Here is a 17,123-nt window from a genome sequence, read left to right on the forward strand (position 1 = left end):
TTAGTTTAAGTACACTTATTCACAATCTCACGTTAAAAATTCATTTAATTACTTTTATTATGATGACTTATTATTTTTCAGTTTTATCAATAACATCATTTTTTGATATCCATTCATATTTAATATCTGGTAAAATTTCTTCATTTTCATGTCCTCTACTTATGATTTTAAACCCATGGTTTTCATAAAACCGTTGTGCTTTTTCATTTACTTCAAATGTGTACAATGTTAATTTCCCACTTGATTGTGCTTTTGCTTTATCTAGTAATGTCCGACCTATACCGATTCCTTGATACCCTATATGAATATATAGTTGGCTTATCTCGCTATCGTTATAGGCAATCATTCCAACAACTTCTTCATCAATTAACGCTAAATCTATTTGAAACTGTTCAGGTAATATATGACTTAAAAAATATACGTGACTTTCAAAGTCGTGAATTTCTTTTTGGCAAATAGCCTGTTCCTTACTATCTCGCCACATATCCACTGTTTGTTCTGCGTATTTGGAGCTATACGGAGTAATTCTGATTTTATATTGTTTCATGCTATGCCTCCTCAGAATTTTTTAAAGATATCTTGTTTTACTAAAGCACCCGTTACTTCAAGAAGATAATTATAATTTCTTTTCAAAAAAGGTTAAGGATAGTTGTTCATTTACTATTAACTCTTTAATATTTTGAAATCCATTCTTTTTATAAAAACTAACTGCAGGAGTATTTTTAGAAGCCGTTGCTACTTTTATTGTTTCAACCTCGAACTTAGTTACAATAAAATTTAAAAGCAACTGTGCAATTCCTTTTCTAAAATGGTTTGGATGTACGATTAACCTATGTATATCAACTTCCTCATCATCTACTTTTATAGATATTACTCCGCATAGTATTTCATTTTCATAATAACCAAAAAATGTCTCTCCGCAATGTTGCAAAGTATGAACCGTATCCTTTAATGGTGGTATTTCATATGAACCAATTATTTCTGCCTCTACCTTATATGATGGTATTTGAATGTTTAAAACATCTGCTGCGTTTTTTCTATTACTAATATCAATTATTTCAATCAAGGGAACCCCTCATTTCTATTACAGAGTTTATGAAATAGTTACTTCTAATCCTTCCAATAATTTTTCATCAAAGAGATTGACCATTCGGGTTGGCTTACTTCATCTTTTGGTAGAAATTCTTTCATTACTGGCTTAATGTCGATAATCGGAGTTCCGTCTAATGCATCTAATCCCTTAACTATTAATATTCGCTGTTTTTGTTCAATAAGTTCTACAATAGTTACCCCTAATTTATTTGGTCTATTTTTCCCTCTCTGAGCAAATATTCCAACCTCTGGATAATCTTTATTGTTTCTTGGGTGTCTTGCTTCATACTGAATTTTATCATCTGAGACTTTATTAAATAAAAAAACGATTTCTAAATGTGAGAATTCATTAATCCCTTTTAATGAAGCTTCATTTATATTTTCCTCAAGTTCAATCGTTGATATGACTGAACCCCAATTATCATCCAAGATATCTTTTCTAGTATTATTTACAAAAGCAATTGGTTTGATAGAATATGGCATTTGTTTCATCCCCTCCTATAGATAATGCATCACGATATATGGTTTCGTTTTCATCTTTATCGTACCAAGCATTATCCCCAAAAGAAAATATAGATTAATTATACATATCCATAATTTTATCTTATTGAATATTGAACTCTCCTAGATGTCTCTATTTAGATACAGAAACACCCCCATATTCACATGTTTTTAAGAGTTACCGTTTGTCTTTCACTTTTCCACTTAAAATACGTATAAATTAATTGAACTACTAGAGTAACTATCAAAAGTACCAACAAAAATACGCTTTTATATAAATTTTCCATTTATAATAAGTAAAATCTATATGGCTTATTGAACTAACCTGCTGCGTTAGTTTAAGTGTAACATTTCACAATGGGTATCCCTACTTAAGTTTTTATAATAGTCAGGTAATTTCGGTTTTTATGCTAATATAGTTGTATGGGGAGGTGAATTTCTTGAGCAAGAGGAAAAATACATTGATATTAATTTTTGTAATGGGTGTTCTTGCAACTGCTTTCGCATTACCATTGCTAAGTGCATTAGGTGTCCCTTCATTTGACGTTGGATTAGTTGCTTTGTTTGGGGAAGGAAACATTTGGGCTTTAGTTCTTTCACTACTACTAATTCTTTCAATTGCTCTTGGTGTAGGGAAGCTTATTAATAGTTATACCTAAAACAGTTAGCTTAAAATGCGGCAGTAAAAAACGCCAAGATGAAAATCTCAGCGTTTTTTATGCCTTAATTACTATATCAAAGACTATTTTTTTTTGTTTAACTAAACTGCGTCGTTAGTTAATAAGAAAAAAGGCTTTACCCCTTCTTGAAGTAAAGCACCCGTTAGTTTAATATTCGACGACCGAAATTTATTATTGCCCTTCGATTTTATGCCACTTCAAATCTTCAGTGTTAGATACATTTGTATCTTTTGGGTATCCGTAATAATAAAGCTTTTTTCCGTCTTTATTAAATGCAGTTGGGTAAAGAAAGTCTAATTGTTCACTAAATGGATACAAGAAAGAAATACGTTCTCCATTCTGTATCTCTTTTCTTTCTATATTAGGCTCAATACCAGCATCTATATATGCGACTTCTTCATCGTATGAGATTACACTCAATAAGGTAGCCGCATCATTACCAGTGGTTATGCTAATACCTCCAACTGTTTGAATTTTATCAGAACTATACGGAATGTTAGTTGATGCCCTACTGCGGAAAAGCACACCTGACTTTTCAGATACTACGGTTTGGTATATCTCTGCTTCATCGCTCTTAAATAAAAATATAACAGATGAATCTGTATCATATTGTTCTATCAACTCTGCATCTTTCGAAAGAAAATCATTACTTTTGGCAGCACTTAACGCCGTAAACCTACACCCACTTATAAAAAATATAAATGTGAATACAATTAACAATGGTATTACAAATTTCCATTTTTTCATCTGTAAACTCCCCCTAATAATTTAATCCAATAATTTAACTGAACTGCGGCGTTAGTTTAATAAGAAAAAGCTACCTTTACAAGCTAGCCACTTAACAAAAGCACCCGTTACTTTAAGATGATTTTAGTTACTCAAAGAATTTTTTAGTATTTTGGGTTTTAAACTCTTTTAAAAATAAAACTACGCCAATAATAATAGAAATAAGTCCAAATCCAAATGTAATATTCGTTATACTCCAAATATATGATGGTGTTAAATCAATAATAGCCTGCATTTGATGAACTCCACCTGTAAATGATGTAAAAATAAGCACCTTTTCTAAACCACTTAAACCCATAAGAATAGCACCTAAAAAGATTAAAATTATTCCCAAGTTCTTCATCGTATATCCCCTTTTTAATTTAGTGTAATATCCAACATCTTATTGCACTAAACTGCGACTTTAGCACAGTAAGAACAGACTATGACAAACACAGCCTAATTTTCACTAAAGCACCTCTTAAATTTATGTACAATGCTCTAAATTTCGCATTACTATTACTCCTCTACTTTTCAATAAACTGAAACTACTAAGCTGCTTTTTTCTTTATTTGCCCATTCATAACTTAATTCTTTACCATTATTTAACTTCACAGAAATATTATAGTAGAACGGATAAACTCCCGCATCTTGACGAAAAACCTTTATTTCTTTGACATCTTCTTTAGAAATTGATTCAATTTCAACTAAATCAAATACGACAGCAGCTAGAAGTTCTTCTCTCTCTTCTCTCTCACCTAACCGATAGTTTTGATAATTAAAATATATTATTACTCCTAAAAAAATTATCAAAGCAAAAACATTTATAAGCCATTTTTTCTTCAATAGGATTTACCTCACTTTGTGTTGTATTTTCAAATAAACCAATGTAGGAATCCTAACACCTTATTCAACTAAACTGTTGCGTTAGTCAAAACACGCCCTATGTCTATAATTCTATTAAGTTGCCAATAATCCTTTTAATATTAATATTTTAGGGGGAATGGAATTTAACTATCAAAAGCATGGGCTTCGTTTGAAGCGGATAAGCGAATAGAGGGATTTTCGCCACAAACGTTGAAGGCCTACCGGTTACAGTCTTTGCTACTAATAGGTTATTTTAAGGATGTAGAAATGAAATTGCTAGATACAAATCAACTGAAGGAATATCTCGCTATATCCGGCAAGCATTTAAAAATGGCCAGTCTTGCACATCGTATCCGCTTTTTGAAGTGATTTTTTCGTTGGTCCCATGAGAAGGTTTCTAAGGGAGGAATCCAACTTCCAAGATTAAAGAACCTAGGGAAGTGGATACCAAGTACTTAATCGAAAGGGAGATTGAACACCTTCGTGAATCCTGTCATTCTGCTATGGAAAAAGCGATATTTGAATACATGTTTTCTACAGGTTGTCGAATTGGAGAAATAGTATCGTTAGAAAAGAACCATATTTACTGGTCCAATCAATCTGCGATCGTGAGAGGGAAGGGCAATAAGGAAAGGGAAGTTTATTTTAATACACGTTGTGACATATGCCTTAAACGCTATTTAGAAAGCCGTAATAACCATAATACAGCCATCTTTGTAAGAGCAAGGCATGTTGCTTCTTTCTTTAGTTCAATAGAAAAAATGGGTTTACTCTTTCTGAAGTAAAGCACCCGTTAGTGAAAGTTTACAATTTTTCCTACAACCACTGATATATTATCCATTTTCCTTTCAAGTAACTCTTCACGTAGTTTTAATCGAGGCACTACCATCTTTTCTAAATATATAGAAAAGTAGAGATAAAGTTAAAATAGTACTTATCACTGTCATTAATGAAACAAAAAAGTCATGGACCATTATTTCCGTGAACATATAGGATAAAATTACAGTAATTAGAAGAATTAAGACTTGGTTTAATACAGAGTTAATTTGTAATTTCTGAATAAGAAATTTATATGAAATAAACCAACTAATGCAGAAACAAGCTAAAGGAATTATAGTGAAATAAAGCGAGAAAATTAAAGCATACATAATTGATGAAGAGATATCATCCACTTTATTAAATCTGTAAATGTACTGTAAGTTTAAGAATAATGAAAATATTATGTTGTAAGTAATAATAAAAAAAATTAGCTTTTTGAGTGTTTTCATTTTTCAACCTCCATTTTCGCAAATATTTACATTTCGATATAACATAAACTTTTCCATTACTAACCCACAAATTTAAATACTGAAAACAAGCAATAAGAGAGCTAAACTTCTATTAATTTACATCTCCCTAAATTATAGGTGTATTTCCCCTAGTAATTCATAACTATCCTTATTCAACTAACCCGCACCGTTAGTACAATAAGTAAAAAGCTTTACTCATCTTGAAGTAAACCACCCGTTAGTTGAATAACTATTGGTACCCTCCATTGGACTCTGGCAGTGATTTATATTCACCCTTGCTTTTAATTATATTAAAGACATAATTTCTCAACTCAATTAGTTGTTTTCCATCGTTCGTTGGTTCGCAGTGTTTCCCTGAAATTGAAAGTTTTAACGTTTCACCGTTGATAATAATTTTCCACTCATCTTCTTCGTAAGGTTCTTGCATACAAACCGTTCCGTTTATAGGTTCAGGTGTAAATCCCTTCGTTTCGGCTATATTAATTTCTTGCATTTCCTCATAAATATCTTTCATTTCTTCTTCTGTTAAGATTAACTCTGTGGTTGCAGTACCATCTGCTATTAAATCCTTAGTCACTGTTCCTTCGAAAGTATTAATTTCATTCTTTTTTTGTACACCGAACTGAATAGAAAAATCAAAATCACTTGGCATAACTTTTGGCATATTTTGATTAGTAGAATCGGTTACATTTTTAGTAATTTCGTTGTTGAGTTCCTCCTTTTTACCACTTTGTTGACAGCCCAATAACCCTATTGATAAAAATATTAAAGACAAAATTAGGCTAAGTTTTTTAATATCGTCACCCTTTTATAATTAGACAGAATTTCGTAGTTTTCGTTTCAATAAATCTTGTGGTAATTTGTTCAACTGCCTCCTGCTTTAGTTCAATAAGAAAAAAGACTTTACTCCTTCTTGAAGTAAAGCACCAGTTAATTGAAGTACAACCTAGTGTACATTTTATAAAATGTGAAGGGCCTACTTTTATTGTGCGTGATTATTTCTATTATCTCTACTAAAAAACACGTCTGTCATCAGTAATAATATACAGCCTACTAGAATTACGCTGGCAATGATTGTTCCTCGCGTGTCCTCGCCCCATCTAGTCATGATTGTATAGACTTGAAAGATACTCAAGAGAACGAGTCCGACTTTTAACGGTAATGTTTTTGTTTTCATGTTTATCACCCATTTCTAGTTTTCTATCTCTATTGCAGGCTTTTGATATTCAACTAACCTGCGGCGTTAGTACAATAAGAAAAAATGCTTTACCTCCTTCTTGAAGTAAAGCACCTCGTTAGTTCAACAAGATAATATTATATATCCTCTAAAATATTCAAATAAATTTAACTGTTTCTGGATTTAATGCAACCAGGTGAGGCAACCAACAATCTGATATTTCAATGCCAATCTCATGATTATTTGAACAAATTCGGTTCATACCATTCGAACCATCAGAACCACAACATCCTTGTTGCCTTCTTAAATCAGGATGATAACCTGAATTTTTTATATCTTTAAGGTTAATAATGATAAAATCTTTTGGTTTTATTGTATATTCCCCATCGCCAATCATAAAAAATCCTTCTGGAATATAATCTTGACGGTCATTTTCATTTAATAAACCGATATCTTCCAGCTCTTTTACTTCCTTAGTAATTTCTAATTTACAGGTTTGACAAATCAGTTTCACGCTAAAGTCCACTCCTTTAAACTCGTTAACCCTCATCTTAAACCAAAGCACCCGTTAGTTGAACAAACAAGTTGCAAATCGCAACTGTCATCCAGTATTATTTCTCTTCTTTTTCACCAAAATACTTCCAAAGATGATATGTCGACCAGAATATAGCTACACCTATAAGCATTGTAAATGGTGCAAAGTAAGGTTTTTCAAGGATATAATCCGGGGTAAAAACAGCGAACAGGACGAAGATAATTATAGCTGTAATCAAAAGAATCCAGTAACGCTTGTCTTTAAAAGTGCTAAAACTTTACATACAATCCTCCCTGTACCAACATGTGATTTTCAAACTAAAGATATCCATTTATTATACAACACTGTTGAACTAAACTGCGGCGTTAGTTCAATAGAAAAAAGAGTTGCCTAAGCCAACCCATGCTTCAACTAAATTGACATTATTCTTGAGATAAATTTAACCAATTTTTTTCATCAATTGATTGGATTTTATACTTTGAACCAACTATATCTAACATTCTTTGATAAGTTTTAATATCCCAAGAATCATCCACATGTTCATATAAGTCTTTATGTATAAATTCTTGAGTAATATAGTTTGTAACAGAACTAATGTCAACTAATTCTCCAAAAAACTGTCTTAACATATTCGAATCTTCTTTTTCTAAAGGTTCATCTGAAAGGAGATAAATTCTAAATACATTAACAATTACATTTATATCTTCGTCATCTAAAAAACAGAGTGGCTCTAGCTTTTTATCTTCTTCTGTAAAGGGTCCTCTAGTATCTTCAATAATGACATAAGCCAGCATTTTATTGTCTTTAAAGAAACGAAAAACTTCTAAATCTCGTAATCTTAGTTTTCTATCGATTGAAATCATTTTTTTTCACCTATCCAAATATGAATTTATGACCTGCAGCAATATATCTGTACATATTCTTCAGTTTAAACAAATTGCCCTTCTGAAACTATAAAAAACAAACATTTTCTTATTGAACTAACCTGCTTCTTTAGATCAATAAGGTTTTACTCCTTCTTGAAGTAAAGCAACCCTTAGTTTAGTAAGAAAACAGATAGATATAAGCAATTAGTACGGAAATCCCTATTAATATCATAGCAATACACTTAAAAGTATTTTCCTCTCCTTTTATCAGAACTACTACCCAAATTACAAACCAACCAAATAGTGCTAAAGCGATTCCCAAATCACGTAAGACTTTTATGTCAGATGCTGCAACAGATCCTGTAAGATATACCAGCAAACCAATAAAACTAGGTATAATACCTAAAATAGATAAAGGATTTCTCCACTCTTTTATAAGCTCTATCTGTTTCTCTTTCTCCATTTTTCTGAAGGAATACCAAGAACCCAGACTAGGTATTGTCCATATAAGTACTACATATATAACTTGAATCAGACTCAATCCATCACCTTTCCTGTCGACTCGAATTTCATACACAAAATACAGATTGTTGAACACGTGGTAAATAACACTTTTCAACTAACCTGCTTCGCTAGTTCAATAAGAAAAAAGAGTTGCCTAAGCAACCCATGATTTTCACCAAAGCACCCGTTAGTAGATAAAAGTCGCACATTAATTTTCCATTTCTTTTTCGTCTCTCTCTTTTATATATCTTCCGTACGCCTCTTTCACCCTGTCATTGCTATTGGCTGGTACTACTTGTTTATGAATCTCATTAATTAAAATAAAGGACCTGAAAATGACTCCGACAATAATTATACATATTATATAGATTCCAATATAACCGAAGAGAACCAAGATACCTAAAAGACCAGCTAATAGAATGGATAACAATAATTTCACAAAACTCCCCCTTAATCTGCCTACCTATATTCCACAAAGATCCATCAGCTCAACAATTTTTAACTAAAGCCCGTTACTTAAATAAGAAAACAAATTCAATTGACTCTTTCATTTTCTTTATTTTTAAAACCTTTCATTATTCCTAATATAACTGTGCCAATTAGACCACCTATAGGCAAACCAACAAAACGTCCCCATTCTACTTCTCCGTTTTTCCATAAACTCACAATAAATACAGCTATAAGTACACCAATAAGCCAATACATCAAAGATATTAATAAACTTTTAATAGCTATCCCTCCGAGGAACTAAACTGCTTCTTTACTTGAATACGTTTGAAATGAAATGTGGTTACATTTATTAAAGATTCCGTTTAAACTCATCATAAAAATATTTTGCTTATTAAACTAAACTGCTGCTTTAGTTCAATAAGAAAAAAGGCTTTACTCCTTTTTGAAGTAAAACACCCGTTAGCTTAATAAGAATATTACTTTTTCTTTTTTTGTAATAGCCCAAATAGATAAAACCCATAGTATGATAACGCACACGATTAAAAATAATTTTAGAACAACAAGTTCAAATAAAATCATCAAAAATACAATAATACTGAATAAAATAGCTAGAAATACTGACGTTTTCACCTTATTTTGTCTAGCTAAGAAAAATTGCGATATACAAAGAACAATTCCTATTACAATCAATAAATTAGACACAATCTTCACCTCAATTATTCCATCTTATTAAATTCTTCTATATCATTACTTTCGAGAAAAGTGCTACCCCCAGTAAGAACCTCTCTCATTTACATATATAAACTTATTCAACACAATCGTAAAAAAACCTTCTTATTCAACTAAACTGCCGCGTTAGTAAACTTTTAGAAGTAGGTAAAATTCATAATGCTTTTTCTAAAAATCAACCTTTACCTTTAACATAGCCAAATGTAAAAAGCATGTTTGTAACATACAGATTATCCAACATTTTTAGGAATCTCCCCATTAGAAATAATAAAGACAAAAAAGAAGATAAACAGGATCGATTACCAATACCTCCTATTCTTATCTTCAATTCCTGAAATACATGTACTTTTAAGTTTCAATTTCCTCTCACATTTTATCCAACCCTTAATTTAATAGGGAACGAGTAATTTAAATTCAAAAACAACTATTACTGCTATTAAAATTAGAAACATTTCCGATATAGTCAAAATAGATTCTTTGGGATGTTCTGTATATTTCCATTCAAAAAACGCTATTACTATATAATCCAGTACCATAAAAACAATTAAGGGAATTAATAAAAGGGATATTAAATCTTCATAATAAAACAACAGCACATAAGAGAGAGTGATTAAAGTAACTGCAGAAAAAATTCTTAAACCTTTATCAATTTTTCGATGTGACTTGTTTATGTAATTAAATGAAAAAAACTCCTTTTTCACTTTCTCAATTTGGAGTAGGTTCCTCAGAAATAGCTTAACTATTGAAATAAGGACAAAAACAATTATTAAAATTAAACATAATTTTATCCAGGACACTAAAATCCTCCTATTCTATTTATCTAAGGCTTTTTTGAGGAGAAAAAGTCTTTACTCCTGCTTGAAGAAACGGATCCCATAGAAAAACACGACTCACTTAATATAGCAATGCTCGCCTCTCTAGGTTAACAAGGAATAGGTAGTACAATTCCAATTTTTTACACCGGTTGTTCTTGTGCCTTTCCAACCCATTTTCTGCAATTCCTTTGCGATTAACATATTAAAAAAAACATGACCAACTAATACTATTGATTCATGTTCATTGGCGTAATTTATTAGTTGTTGTGAAGCCATGGTTGCTCTCAATTTCGCCTTACTATAAGATTCGCATTCCTTAGAATAGCCACAAAACCATAATATCCTTAAAATTACCGCCCAGTTATTTGGCTTTAATTTCAGATTAAATAATATTGTCGGATGAGCAGGTAATTCTGTTTCTCGAAATAAAGGATCCGAAATTGTTTTGGATGCTGGATTTAATAAGCATGCTGAGTCAATAGACCTTTTTAAATCACTGGTCACTACAACCTTTGCAACTGCTACTTTTTCAATAGTGATTTGAGGGAATGTTGATTCTTCAGTTACACCGTTAAAGTCATACTTTTCAACCCAATTCTTAAATTCTGCAAAAGTGATTCTATCATTTTCGGTCCATAGTGATTTACCATGCCTAATTAATGAAATCTCCATAGCAAGCTCCTTTAATTAAACTCGTTTTCAAACATAAACTTTTTAAAATTCTGTTCGAATTTCGTATTAAATATATTATGCAATCTCCATATATTCATTTGCTAAAAATTTTTGAATAGAACTAATCCTCTACTATTTCTTCTTCAATCAATTCCACTTCATACGTCCTCAATCTACTATAGAACCTCGATTGCGCTGTTGTATCTAGCAAGAAATTTTCAGCTAAACTCCATTTATCTCCATTTTTCGCGGTAAAATAATAAGTTCCATTAACCCCATATACATATACATACTCTACTTTCTCCATGTCTTCCCACGGATAGATATGTGTCTTGTTAAACTTCTGGAGCACCATTTGATCTTCTTGGATAGCTGTGTAACTGAGCGAAGAAGCATATAAAGAAATAAGAGATGCAGCCAATAAGGACCCGAAAACCGCGTACATAATCTTGTTTCGTTTCCATGCGAGCAACAATAGACCCGTTAGGAGTAGTGCCAATCCAAATGCAGTGACCCAAAAATTTACCGCTGGAATGAATAAGGCAATGTTTTGCTCTTGCTCATACAAAACGGTAGATATCACTAGTGGCAAGAAAAATACCACAAACGGGATGCAAAGTCCCACAAGCATTGCCCAAATAATAAAGATGGTGCGTAGGGATTGTTTTTCTGTCATACTATCGCCTCCTTCCGTCTTTATATCTATATTATTCGGTAGAAGGATGAAAAAACTAAGGGTGTTATTATTTGTCCCACGTCTCCCGACCACCCTATACAAGTAAACAATTAAACATATCAGTCAAAAGATGATTCCTTCATATCAAAGCCTTTTTGACTGCAAGGAAATGCGACATTAAAGGAATGCCCCTTCTATGAAAAAAACAACTTGATTATCCACTTACCCAACAAAACAAATGGATAATATAGTATATCTGTTAAGTCAGCAAAGAAATCAACTCTATCCGCCTTCTTATGTCTCATTTCGTATCGGGTTGCTTCATCCTCATTTGTGAATTTCTTATCCCCTACAATAAATACTTCATTCGCTTTCTGCTCATTTTCCATTTGATTATCCCCTTATGAATGTGTATTGACTAATCTTCAATAAAGTAACTAATCTTGTTTTTGCTACATTAATTTATTCATCCCAAGTACATCCAATGTTTTCTGTTGCTGAATGTCTTTGATCAATACAGATAGCACAAATAGCATCCCAATAATTACCGAAAAAAAGACGCTGTAAACAATGAATAATTTGGTATCGAACGTTTTTTGTGCAATGGATTTTAAATTCATATAAAAGTGGCTTCCTAAATAACTGATGAAACCAATAAATAGAGCTAAACAAAATAATACATAAAGTGTTTCATCCCATGAACTCCTTACACCCGTTACGTTTTATACGAATCAGAAAATTTAAAGTTTCAATTTTCTGATTATTTTTAGTATTCTTTATTGAAGTTAAGTACCAGTTTTGTTGAATTAGAAATTCAACCCTTTATTATTTCGTTTTATAAAGTTCCACTAATTTTTTCCCATCGCTTGTTCCGATGATTGTAGTAAGAGGAACGAGATTAATAACCACGTTAAAATAAGAAACAAAAATAAAACTATCGAGGTAGTTTCGAAAAACCCCAAATTCATATCCCATAAACAAATCTAAAACAAATGCAGATAGAAAATTAAAGATTACCCCACCCAAGAAAAAGAGTGCTTTCTGTGTTTTACTAAATTCCTCCATATTCTTAGCAACAACTCTTCCACCTACGAAATAAGCTTTCTTAATAACAAAGACCTTCTTCTTCCATAATACTTCTCCATTTCCAATCGCAAATTCACTAATTTCTCCACCAAATAACTTAACAAAAAAAGCGTGCCCTGATTCGTGTATTAGTGCAATAAAAGGAAAAATAAACAAAGCAATAATTACGAAATTTATTAAAAAGCCCATCTTTCATCCCCCTTAATAATATCTACGAAAATGGGGGTAGAACGTTTCATATTATAACTAGCTTTCGTGAAATCATAATTTAGACTTACAATTCAGTAGCATTCTTTAAAATCTCAAAGAATTCACTATCATTTTCGATTGTATAGTATTCGTATCCATCAATTAAATTTACTAATTTTTTATCCGTATCCACCCACATTGCATATCCTGTATTAAATGTAATATTTACTCTGTAATCTATATCTAGTGAAGCATCTGTTACTCTTTTTAATTTTGCGTTTTTAAAAGACTCTATTAGTTCCAGTTACGTTTCTTCTGGATTTCAATTGGTGTAAATAGATCCTCTTTTTCTAAATCGTAACTTTGAATATCTACAAATGGTTTTTCTGCATTTAAATCTGCATAATCTCCTAATACGTCTGATGCAGAATAAGTCCTATTAGCGTTAGCAAAGACGGTAACCCACACCATCACGAGCAATAAAACTACAATTCCAATTCCAATGCTTTTGATATTGTGCGATATTAACTCCACATTGCCACCGTCCTATTTTTATTCTTGGACCAAAATTAACTTAGTCATCCAAACCCAAAAATCCTTCTATTTATTTACCTAACCAAAATCCAGAAGATAGGATATTAAGGGGTAACGCTGGTTTACACGCTAAACTTTATTAGAAGGAATTACAACAGCGTTACATGCTTTTTCATAAAACTCTAGCGGACCTGCCTGTCCAATAATTGCATACTCATAACCAATATCACTCATGTCTTTTAAGCAGTGATGTAGTAAAGAATATCCTATCCCCTTAACTCTGTTTGATAATGACACGCCCATCGGACCGAAATAACATTTTTTATTCTTATATATATCATAAGCAGCAAACCCTATAATATCTCCGTTATCATCGAAAGCAACATATACCGGTGGCTTATTTAACGAGAATGCTTCTCTTATAGTTTGAGACCACTCATTCGAAAAATTTTTTCCAATAAAATGAACAAGTTCGTTAATTTCCTTTTTATTCACTTTACGGATAAGATGTGTGTTAATGATTGGGACTGTATAATTTCCAATATGAGTAATCATATCTCTTGAGGTAGTACCGAGGGATAAAATTGTTTTTCGGTTATCATCTGATAAAAAATAGTCTACTACATTAGTTTTTATTAACGCTTTAAGCAAATGACCTTCATTTACATAGATTTGGTTATACTTCTTCATATAAATAATAGCAACTTCCAATACATTTTTTACTTCTTCCGTAACTTGGACGTTGAGAAAAACACTAAATGTCTGATGCTGAATAGAAGTATCCTCCATCACATCTTTCAATAAGCTCTTGTCTAAAGTGATTTTTAGAGATATCTCTCCAAGTACTCCTGTTTTCTCATCTAAACAAGCAGTAAGGAGATGAACAGGTTGTAACACCTTTACTCTTGATGATTGAGCATGGTTTTCTGCTTTCTTCCATATCCTTAGCATTCTATTCGTAAAATTTATATTAGAATTGCTCAGAAACACCCCTCCTATAAAAATTTTTGATAATAAAACCCTTAATGATAAGTACTTCTACCCCTTTGTAAAAAAACCTGCTGCATTACAACAAATCGAAAAATAAAATAAAATCTATTCTATTACAACTCTACTTTCACATGTATTCAAAGAAACTGGAACAAGTAAGCAGCAACTTGCTAGTGTGAACTATAGAAATGTAAATTCCAATCCTAAAGTTCTGTTTCTGATAGTTGTGATTCAGCAAATTTATCTATTTCCTTATTGCTTCTGCTAAAATAGTAACTTTTCCATCAGATCTTAAGCTATTCTATATTCTAAAACAGGAGATACAGCAAATACATAAGCTGGATCCCCTGTTTCTTTTTATATTTTCAACACCAAAGTTTTCACAACGGTAAGGTTAATCCCTAAAATTGTTATTGTATTATATCCACCCAAATTTTAATCGCAGTCCCAGCAATCAGTAATGCTAATAACCATTGTAATATCTTAACATTCATCTTTTGACCAATTTTTGCGCCAAGTGGTGCAGCTATGATACTAGCAATAATCATAATAAATGCTGGCCAATAATCAATTTGACCCGTGATGATTTTGCCGACACTACCACCAATCGCCGAGATAAAAGTGATTGCTAAACTAGTTGCGATTGTCATTCGAGTTGGTATTTTTAAAACGGTTAACATAATCGGTACAAGTAAAAATCCACCGGCTGCACCAACAATACCTGAGCCAATACCGACAATAAGCGCCAGACTACTAGCCACTACCTTGTTAAACGAAATGACCGTTGTATCTTCAACTGTTTTACGCGGGATAAACATCATCACTGCTGCAATCACAGCAAGTATGCCATAAACGACATTGACGGCTTCTTCTGATAAAAATCCTGATCCATAACTACCAATAAAACTTCCGAGTAAAATTGCTCCACCCATGTAAATTATTATTTCTTTATGGAGCAACCCACTTTTTCGGTATGCCCAAACACCGGCAAGTGAAGCAAATAATACTTGAATAGCACTAATACCTGATACCTCATGTGCGGTGAATGCGGCAAGTCCAAATAGTGGGGGGATGTAAAGTAGCATGGGGTATTTAATAATCGATCCCCCAACCCCTAACATTCCTGATATAAATGAACCTACAAATCCGAGTGCAAAAATAACGACGATAAATGTAATGGATAAATCCATAATGACCCTCCTTTTGGAAAATGAAAACGAGTAGAAATAGCTCTACTCGTTCTATATACTCTTATGCTTTTTGAATGTAGAAGAAAAATACCCCATTTTCTTCTTTTTGTTCAACAATTTTATGTCCACCCGCTGCAGCCCATGCTGTAAAGTCATTTAAAGCGCCTTTATCTGTTACAAGTACTTCTAGCACTTCACCTGAGTTAATCGTATCTATTGTTTTTTTAGTTCGAACAATTGGCATTGGACAAGCTAAGCCTTTTGCATCTAAAGTTTTTGTAATATTCATGAGTATTTCCTCTTCTCGTAGTTTGTATTTTATAAGAATTTTTTTAACTTAGCGTACTGCACAACGGTTAGGGCCAATTTCCATTTCTGTTTGTTCTTCGTTACTTGGCGTAACTTTCCCCATATTAACGTGGCGAATTTCTTCGTACGAATTTGGCTGAGGCGGTAAGTTATCTGTCACCATTGAGCGGAATACTTCCTCATCTTCTACATTTAAGCCATGATTTTCTACGAATAGATCTCCTAAACGCTTGCCCACTGTCCCGTCTTCATTTAGCTCTTCAATAATCATGAAGTGAGCAGGTAGTACGATTAAATCCTCTGCTAATGAGCGGTAACGACTATATAACGTCTGACGTAAATCTCTTACCCAGTCATCTGCAAGACCAGCTAAGTCAGGACGTCCGATGGAATCAATGAATAAAATATCGCCTGTTAATAGGTACTTTTTGTCGATTACAAAAGAAGTGGATCCAATGGTATGACCTGGAGAGTAAAGCGCACCTACTTCAATTTCCGAATTGCCAAGTTTTACTGTTAAGCCATCAGTTAAAGGTGTGAAATCGAATACCACCTCTTCTGCATCCTTTGACGGTAAGTAATACGCGGCACCCGTTTGACTAGCAATATGACGACCTCCTGAAATGTGGTCAGCGTGTAAATGGGTGTCAAATACGTGCTTAATTTGGACACCCTTTTCTTCTGCGAATTTTATAAAAACATCTGTAAAACGTACAGCATCAATAATTGCTGCTTCACCTTCGTTAACTGCCATGTAGGAAAGACAGCCTTTTCCTAAACGGACGAATTGATAAAGCTCACCGCCACCGGAAAGTTCGCCTACTTTAACTGGCTCTATATACATCGACCAAGACTTCATCCCGCCTTCTAAATAGGCCACTTCAAGACCAGCTTCTTCTAGCAGTTCTGCTACCATGATAGATGAGCCTTCCTTTGCACAAACAACCAATATCTCTTTGTCTGTTGGAATTTGTGGTAAGATTTCTTCTACCCCATCTAAAAGTTCGAAATATGGAATGTTTAAGTAATTAAATTTGTGGCCTTCAATTTTCCAATCAGCAAATGCATCTGCATTTCGCACATCTAAAATAAATAATTCTTTCTTATCAATGACTTTGCGTGCTACATCAGCCGCTGTCCAAATGTTTACTGTCATTATTTTACCCCCATAGGTATGTTTTTGTTATTTTTTTTGGTTCTGGAAGCG

At 32.7% G+C, this 17,123-nt stretch carries 26 protein-coding genes; 2 read left to right on the plus strand and 24 right to left on the minus strand.

Translation table 11 applies throughout. The features are described from left to right. Nucleotides 1-70: 70 nt before the first annotated feature. The 3 genes from MKX39_RS09475 to MKX39_RS09485 form a co-directional block, all read right to left on the minus strand. On the minus strand, nucleotides 71-547 hold the full coding sequence (locus MKX39_RS09475; RefSeq protein ID WP_340769334.1) for a GNAT family N-acetyltransferase: 477 nt from the start codon (nucleotides 545-547) through the stop codon (nucleotides 71-73). A 69-nt stretch (nucleotides 548-616) separates the two neighbouring features. Then, nucleotides 617-1,066 (minus strand): GNAT family N-acetyltransferase, encoded by a 450-nt coding sequence (locus MKX39_RS09480; protein WP_340769335.1) that lies wholly within the window; start codon nucleotides 1,064-1,066, stop codon nucleotides 617-619. A gap of 44 nt (nucleotides 1,067-1,110) precedes the next feature. Further along, nucleotides 1,111-1,575 carry an SAM-dependent methyltransferase gene (locus MKX39_RS09485; RefSeq protein WP_340771394.1) on the minus strand — a complete coding sequence of 155 codons (465 nt, stop codon included), beginning with the start codon at nucleotides 1,573-1,575 and terminating at the stop codon, nucleotides 1,111-1,113. A gap of 458 nt (nucleotides 1,576-2,033) precedes the next feature. Here MKX39_RS09485 and MKX39_RS09490 point away from each other — a divergent pair, with 458 nt between their 5' ends. After that, entirely contained in the window at nucleotides 2,034-2,252 is a 219-nt protein-coding gene (locus MKX39_RS09490) for a hypothetical protein (RefSeq protein ID WP_340769336.1), read from the plus strand. A gap of 192 nt (nucleotides 2,253-2,444) precedes the next feature. On the opposite strand, the gene MKX39_RS09495 is transcribed toward MKX39_RS09490, so the two are convergent. The 3 genes from MKX39_RS09495 to MKX39_RS09505 form a co-directional block, all read right to left on the minus strand. Beyond that, a complete protein-coding gene (locus MKX39_RS09495; protein WP_340769338.1) occupies nucleotides 2,445-3,020 on the minus strand; it encodes a hypothetical protein in 576 nt (191 codons plus the stop codon). Between the two features lie 127 nt (nucleotides 3,021-3,147). Continuing rightward, nucleotides 3,148-3,402: a hypothetical protein gene (locus MKX39_RS09500; protein WP_340769339.1), complete on the minus strand. Its 255-nt coding sequence runs from the start codon at nucleotides 3,400-3,402 to the stop codon at nucleotides 3,148-3,150. A gap of 170 nt (nucleotides 3,403-3,572) precedes the next feature. Then, complete coding sequence (locus MKX39_RS09505) at nucleotides 3,573-3,884, minus strand: hypothetical protein (RefSeq protein WP_340769340.1); 312 nt, start codon at nucleotides 3,882-3,884, stop codon at nucleotides 3,573-3,575. Between the two features lie 548 nt (nucleotides 3,885-4,432). On the opposite strand from MKX39_RS09505, the gene MKX39_RS09510 reads away from it, so the two are divergent. After that, a complete protein-coding gene (locus MKX39_RS09510) occupies nucleotides 4,433-4,690 on the plus strand; it encodes a tyrosine-type recombinase/integrase (protein ID WP_445678044.1) in 258 nt (85 codons plus the stop codon). Nucleotides 4,691-5,423: 733 nt separating this feature from the next. Here MKX39_RS09510 and MKX39_RS09515 read toward each other — a convergent pair. The 18 genes from MKX39_RS09515 to MKX39_RS09600 all read right to left on the minus strand — a co-directional run bounded on the left by MKX39_RS09515 (nucleotide 5,424) and on the right by MKX39_RS09600 (nucleotide 17,072). Beyond that, nucleotides 5,424-5,939: a hypothetical protein gene (locus MKX39_RS09515; protein WP_340769343.1), complete on the minus strand. Its 516-nt coding sequence runs from the start codon at nucleotides 5,937-5,939 to the stop codon at nucleotides 5,424-5,426. 237 nt (nucleotides 5,940-6,176) lie between these two features. Beyond that, nucleotides 6,177-6,371, minus strand: a complete 195-nt coding sequence (locus MKX39_RS09520) for a hypothetical protein (RefSeq protein ID WP_340769344.1) — start codon at nucleotides 6,369-6,371, stop codon at nucleotides 6,177-6,179. 157 nt (nucleotides 6,372-6,528) lie between these two features. Then, nucleotides 6,529-6,885 carry a hypothetical protein gene (locus MKX39_RS09525; protein WP_340769345.1) on the minus strand — a complete coding sequence of 119 codons (357 nt, stop codon included), beginning with the start codon at nucleotides 6,883-6,885 and terminating at the stop codon, nucleotides 6,529-6,531. Between the two features lie 443 nt (nucleotides 6,886-7,328). Next, a complete protein-coding gene (locus tag MKX39_RS09530) occupies nucleotides 7,329-7,769 on the minus strand; it encodes a terpene synthase (protein WP_340769346.1) in 441 nt (146 codons plus the stop codon). Between the two features lie 178 nt (nucleotides 7,770-7,947). Beyond that, nucleotides 7,948-8,313, minus strand: a complete 366-nt coding sequence (locus MKX39_RS09535) for a hypothetical protein (protein ID WP_340769348.1) — start codon at nucleotides 8,311-8,313, stop codon at nucleotides 7,948-7,950. Between the two features lie 171 nt (nucleotides 8,314-8,484). Further along, complete coding sequence (locus tag MKX39_RS09540) at nucleotides 8,485-8,715, minus strand: ATP-dependent Lon protease (protein WP_340769349.1); 231 nt, start codon at nucleotides 8,713-8,715, stop codon at nucleotides 8,485-8,487. A 95-nt stretch (nucleotides 8,716-8,810) separates the two neighbouring features. Continuing rightward, on the minus strand, nucleotides 8,811-8,942 hold the full coding sequence (locus MKX39_RS09545) for a hypothetical protein (protein WP_340769350.1): 132 nt from the start codon (nucleotides 8,940-8,942) through the stop codon (nucleotides 8,811-8,813). A 902-nt stretch (nucleotides 8,943-9,844) separates the two neighbouring features. After that, nucleotides 9,845-10,252, minus strand: coding sequence for a DUF4181 domain-containing protein (locus tag MKX39_RS09550; RefSeq protein WP_340769351.1), 408 nt, complete (start codon nucleotides 10,250-10,252; stop codon nucleotides 9,845-9,847). 120 nt (nucleotides 10,253-10,372) lie between these two features. After that, complete coding sequence (locus MKX39_RS09555; protein WP_340769352.1) at nucleotides 10,373-10,942, minus strand: histidine phosphatase family protein; 570 nt, start codon at nucleotides 10,940-10,942, stop codon at nucleotides 10,373-10,375. A 121-nt stretch (nucleotides 10,943-11,063) separates the two neighbouring features. Further along, nucleotides 11,064-11,618, minus strand: a complete 555-nt coding sequence (locus MKX39_RS09560; protein ID WP_340769353.1) for a hypothetical protein — start codon at nucleotides 11,616-11,618, stop codon at nucleotides 11,064-11,066. A gap of 194 nt (nucleotides 11,619-11,812) precedes the next feature. Beyond that, nucleotides 11,813-12,007, minus strand: coding sequence for a hypothetical protein (locus tag MKX39_RS09565; protein WP_340769354.1), 195 nt, complete (start codon nucleotides 12,005-12,007; stop codon nucleotides 11,813-11,815). A gap of 63 nt (nucleotides 12,008-12,070) precedes the next feature. Continuing rightward, the gene (locus MKX39_RS09570) at nucleotides 12,071-12,238 is read right to left on the minus strand and encodes a hypothetical protein (protein ID WP_340769355.1); all 168 of its coding nucleotides are present in this window, start codon (nucleotides 12,236-12,238) and stop codon (nucleotides 12,071-12,073) included. 205 nt (nucleotides 12,239-12,443) lie between these two features. Then, nucleotides 12,444-12,893, minus strand: coding sequence for a site-2 protease family protein (locus MKX39_RS09575; protein WP_340769356.1), 450 nt, complete (start codon nucleotides 12,891-12,893; stop codon nucleotides 12,444-12,446). Between the two features lie 294 nt (nucleotides 12,894-13,187). Further along, a complete protein-coding gene (locus tag MKX39_RS09580) occupies nucleotides 13,188-13,427 on the minus strand; it encodes a hypothetical protein (protein WP_340769357.1) in 240 nt (79 codons plus the stop codon). Between the two features lie 129 nt (nucleotides 13,428-13,556). Continuing rightward, nucleotides 13,557-14,417, minus strand: coding sequence for a GNAT family N-acetyltransferase (locus MKX39_RS09585; protein ID WP_340769359.1), 861 nt, complete (start codon nucleotides 14,415-14,417; stop codon nucleotides 13,557-13,559). Nucleotides 14,418-14,827: 410 nt separating this feature from the next. Next, the gene (locus MKX39_RS09590; RefSeq protein WP_340769361.1) at nucleotides 14,828-15,607 is read right to left on the minus strand and encodes a sulfite exporter TauE/SafE family protein; all 780 of its coding nucleotides are present in this window, start codon (nucleotides 15,605-15,607) and stop codon (nucleotides 14,828-14,830) included. 61 nt (nucleotides 15,608-15,668) lie between these two features. Beyond that, nucleotides 15,669-15,896, minus strand: a complete 228-nt coding sequence (locus MKX39_RS09595) for a sulfurtransferase TusA family protein (protein ID WP_340762388.1) — start codon at nucleotides 15,894-15,896, stop codon at nucleotides 15,669-15,671. A 48-nt stretch (nucleotides 15,897-15,944) separates the two neighbouring features. Further along, nucleotides 15,945-17,072, minus strand: coding sequence for an MBL fold metallo-hydrolase (locus tag MKX39_RS09600; RefSeq protein ID WP_340769362.1), 1,128 nt, complete (start codon nucleotides 17,070-17,072; stop codon nucleotides 15,945-15,947). Nucleotides 17,073-17,123 lie beyond the last annotated feature (51 nt).

The sequence above is a fragment of the Psychrobacillus sp. FSL K6-1464 genome (assembly GCF_038003145.1).
Classification (GTDB): Bacteria; Bacillota; Bacilli; order Bacillales_A; family Planococcaceae; genus Psychrobacillus; species Psychrobacillus psychrotolerans.

What these genes read in the sequence shown, in the direction of transcription:
- MKX39_RS09475 (WP_340769334.1), bottom strand. Translation starts at nt 547, where the DNA reads ATGAAACAATATAAAATCAGAATTACTCCGTATAGCTCCAAATACGCA.
- MKX39_RS09495 (WP_340769338.1), bottom strand. Translation starts at nt 3,020, where the DNA reads ATGAAAAAATGGAAATTTGTAATACCATTGTTAATTGTATTCACATTT.
- MKX39_RS09595 (WP_340762388.1), bottom strand. Translation starts at nt 15,896, where the DNA reads ATGAATATTACAAAAACTTTAGATGCAAAAGGCTTAGCTTGTCCAATG.
- MKX39_RS09555 (WP_340769352.1), bottom strand. Translation starts at nt 10,942, where the DNA reads ATGGAGATTTCATTAATTAGGCATGGTAAATCACTATGGACCGAAAAT.
- MKX39_RS09575 (WP_340769356.1), bottom strand. Translation starts at nt 12,893, where the DNA reads ATGGGCTTTTTAATAAATTTCGTAATTATTGCTTTGTTTATTTTTCCT.
- MKX39_RS09530 (WP_340769346.1), bottom strand. Translation starts at nt 7,769, where the DNA reads ATGATTTCAATCGATAGAAAACTAAGATTACGAGATTTAGAAGTTTTT.
- MKX39_RS09500 (WP_340769339.1), bottom strand. Translation starts at nt 3,402, where the DNA reads ATGAAGAACTTGGGAATAATTTTAATCTTTTTAGGTGCTATTCTTATG.
- MKX39_RS09590 (WP_340769361.1), bottom strand. Translation starts at nt 15,607, where the DNA reads ATGGATTTATCCATTACATTTATCGTCGTTATTTTTGCACTCGGATTT.
- MKX39_RS09485 (WP_340771394.1), bottom strand. Translation starts at nt 1,575, where the DNA reads ATGCCATATTCTATCAAACCAATTGCTTTTGTAAATAATACTAGAAAA.
- MKX39_RS09510 (WP_445678044.1), top strand. Translation starts at nt 4,433, where the DNA reads ATGTTTTCTACAGGTTGTCGAATTGGAGAAATAGTATCGTTAGAAAAG.
- MKX39_RS09520 (WP_340769344.1), bottom strand. Translation starts at nt 6,371, where the DNA reads ATGAAAACAAAAACATTACCGTTAAAAGTCGGACTCGTTCTCTTGAGT.
- MKX39_RS09600 (WP_340769362.1), bottom strand. Translation starts at nt 17,072, where the DNA reads ATGACAGTAAACATTTGGACAGCGGCTGATGTAGCACGCAAAGTCATT.
- MKX39_RS09560 (WP_340769353.1), bottom strand. Translation starts at nt 11,618, where the DNA reads ATGACAGAAAAACAATCCCTACGCACCATCTTTATTATTTGGGCAATG.
- MKX39_RS09565 (WP_340769354.1), bottom strand. Translation starts at nt 12,007, where the DNA reads ATGGAAAATGAGCAGAAAGCGAATGAAGTATTTATTGTAGGGGATAAG.
- MKX39_RS09570 (WP_340769355.1), bottom strand. Translation starts at nt 12,238, where the DNA reads ATGAATTTAAAATCCATTGCACAAAAAACGTTCGATACCAAATTATTC.